Source organism: Pseudomonas sp. GM24, assembly GCF_000282235.1.
Classification (GTDB): Bacteria; Pseudomonadota; Gammaproteobacteria; order Pseudomonadales; family Pseudomonadaceae; genus Aquipseudomonas.
Genome location: NZ_AKJR01000354.1, coordinates 96 through 3,227, shown reverse-complemented (window position 1 = coordinate 3,227; position 3,132 = coordinate 96). Strand labels below are relative to the sequence as shown.

General features: G+C 58.5%; 3 protein-coding genes. All 3 read left to right on the top strand.

From position 1 onward, the window contains the following. Positions 1–96: 96 nt before the first annotated feature. Positions 97–1,011 carry an urea transporter gene (locus PMI23_RS28260; protein WP_007919941.1) on the top strand — a complete coding sequence of 305 codons (915 nt, stop codon included), beginning with the start codon at positions 97–99 and terminating at the stop codon, positions 1,009–1,011. A 21-nt stretch (positions 1,012–1,032) separates the two neighbouring features. Further along, a complete protein-coding gene (locus PMI23_RS28255) occupies positions 1,033–1,857 on the top strand; it encodes an ion transporter (RefSeq protein ID WP_007919942.1) in 825 nt (274 codons plus the stop codon). Between the two features lie 199 nt (positions 1,858–2,056). Then, positions 2,057–3,055 carry a sulfate ABC transporter substrate-binding protein gene (locus PMI23_RS28250; RefSeq protein ID WP_007950301.1) on the top strand — a complete coding sequence of 333 codons (999 nt, stop codon included), beginning with the start codon at positions 2,057–2,059 and terminating at the stop codon, positions 3,053–3,055. Positions 3,056–3,132 lie beyond the last annotated feature (77 nt).

Sequence of the window (3,132 nt, the reverse complement as noted above, 5' to 3'; positions counted from 1 at the left end):
CCGGGACGCTCTGCGTCCCAAGAGCAGACGCAGAGCGTCCTTTGAGGCATTCCCACGCAGAGCGTGGGAACGATCAGCTGCCCAGATTTTCTCAACATGCCTGCCAATCATTTCAACACCCACTGCCCCGACTGGGCCGAGGCTTTGCTCAACGGTTTCAGTCAAATATTCCTCCAGCGCCACCCGCTGTGCGGCCTGCTGTGCCTGTTGGCGATCCTGCTGACCGCACCTGTGCTGTTCGCCGGTGCGCTGCTCGGTGCCGTCGCCGGTTTGCTCACCGCACAACGGCGCAACTACGCCAAGGCTGATCGCCAGGCTGGACTGTTCAGCTACAACGGCATCTTGCTCGGTCTGTTGCTGAGCCTGTATTTCCCGTGGTCGCCGCTGCTGCCGCCGCTGATTCTCGCCGCTGGCGGCCTGAGCGCAATGGTCACGCAACAATGGCTCAAACATGTGTACAGCAGTCGATCCATACCGGCCTACACCTCGCCGTTCGTGGCGATGAGCTGGGTATTGCTGCTATTCGCCGAACCGTCGGCGCCTGTCGCGCATGTCGAAATGAACACACTGAACCTGCTCGCCGCTGAACTGCGTGGCCTGGGTCAGGTGATGTTCCTCGGTCATCCACTGGCCGGCGCGTTGATCGCCATAGGTCTGTTGATCGCTGATCGCCGGGCGTTTTGCTGGGCAATGCTCGCCTCGGCGATCGGCCTCGGTTCGAGCCTGCTGCACCACGAAACCAGCGCTGCGCTGTCAGGACTCGGCAGCTACAACGCCGTGCTCGCCGCCCTCGCCTTCTCCGCGCAGCGCCAACAACCGTGGCTGCCGCTGCTCGGAATCGTCCTCGCGTTGCTGGTTACGCCGTTGTTTGCGGCGGTTGGCCTTGCGACCCTGACCGCGCCGTTCATCCTCGCCGGCTGGCTGATCCGCGCCGGCATCCAGATGCTTGGCAAAGCCATCGTCGAGCGTGCGCCTTGCGCTCATGGGGAGAATCAACCTAGGCTGCGCTGATCTTCGATTCAGGCGTTATCCATGGACAGCAGCAACAGTTGGCGCGAACGGCTTTACGTGATGATTTTCCAGAGCGACACCCGCGCCGGGCGTCGCTTCGACGGCATCCTGCTGTTGATCATCCTCGCCAGTCTGGTGATCGTGATGCTCGACAGCATCGACAGCATTCACCAGAACTACGCCGACGTGCTGGCCTACATCGAGTGGGGCTTCACGATCATCTTTCTCGGCGAGTACATCCTGCGCCTGTACTGTTCGCCCAAGCCGTTGCGCTACGCCTTCAGCTTTTACGGGCTGGTGGATTTACTGGCAATCGTGCCCGGCATCCTCGCACTGTATTACAGCGATGCGCAGTACCTGCTGATCATTCGGATCATCCGCATGCTGCGGATCTTCCGCGTGCTCAAGCTCAGCCCGTACCTCAAGCAAGCCAATTACCTGATGTCGGCGCTGCGCGGCAGCAAGCAGAAAATCGTTGTGTTTCTGGTCAGCGTCTGCACCTTGGTGACGGTGTTCGGCACCTTGATGTACGTGATCGAAGGCCCGGAGCATGGTTTCACCAGCATTCCCAAAGGCATCTATTGGGCGATCGTCACGCTGACCACCGTGGGTTTCGGCGACATCGTACCGAAGACCCCGCTGGGCCAGGTGATTTCGTCGCTGGTGATGATCACCGGTTACTCGATCATCGCCGTGCCGACGGGGATTTTCACCGCCGAACTGGCCAACGCCATGCGCGGCGAACAGTTGCAACACGACTGCCCGGTGTGCAAGAAAAACAGCCATGAACATGGTGCGGCGTTTTGCTCGCGATGCGGCAATGCATTGTTCAAGAAACTGGAATAAGCAAAGAGCTTTTTAATCTTTAAACGACTATGCGCACCCCGTTATAGTCAGTGGCAATTGAACATCACCCCCCTGTAGGAGCTGCCGCAGGTTGCGATCTTTTGATCTTGTTTTTATGAGATCAAAAGATCAAAAGATCGTCCGAACGCGGCCCGAGCCTTCGGCAGCTCCTACATAAATAGATAACAAGGAATGCGCAGTGAAAAAACTCTTTGGCGCCTCACTTCTCGCCGCCGGCCTGGCCTTGGCCAACATCGCTCAGGCAGCCCCGACGCTGCTCAACGTTTCCTACGACGTGATGCGCGATTTCTACAAGGACTACAACACTGCGTTCCAGAAACACTGGCAGGCCGAGCACAACGAAAACATCACCGTGCAGATGTCCTTCGGCGGTTCGAGCAAGCAAGCGCGCTCGGTGATCGATGGCCTGCCGGCTGACGTCATCACCATGAACATGGCCACCGACATCAACGCCCTCGCCGACAACGGCAAACTGGTGCCGGAGAACTGGGTCACGCGTCTGCCGAACAACAGCGCGCCGTTCACCTCGGCCACGGTGTTCATTGTGCGCAAAGGCAACCCGAAAGCCCTGAAAGACTGGCCGGATCTGCTCAAGGACGGCGTGCAAGTGATCGTGCCAAACCCGAAAACCTCGGGTAACGGCCGCTACACCTATCTGTCGGCCTGGGGTTATGTGCTGAAGAACGGTGGCGATGAGAACAAGGCCAAAGACTTCGTCGGCAAACTGTTCAAGCAAGCGCCGGTACTGGACACCGGTGGCCGCGCCGCCACCACGACCTTCATGACCAACCAGATCGGCGACGTGCTGGTGACCTTCGAAAACGAAGCGGAAATGATTGCTCGCGAGTTTGGTCGTGATCAGTTTGAAGTCGTCTACCCGAGTGTTTCGGCTGAGGCCGAGCCGCCGGTATCGGTGGTCGATAAAGTGGTCGACAAGAAAGGTTCGCGCGCGGCGGCGGATGAGTACCTGAAGTACCTGTGGTCGCCGGAAGGTCAGGAAATTGCGGCGGCAAACTACCTGCGTCCGCGTGATCCGGCGGTGTTGGCGAAGTACACCGATCGTTTCCCGAAAGTTGATTTCCTCTCGGTGGAGAAGACCTTTGGTGACTGGCGTACGGTGCAGAAGACCCACTTTAATGATGGTGGGGTTTTTGATCAGATTTATAGCGGGCAGTAAGGTTTAAGCAGGCGTGAAAAAGGCGATCCACTGAGGTCGCCTTTTTTTGTGGCCGCTTTACCCTCACCCCAGCCCTC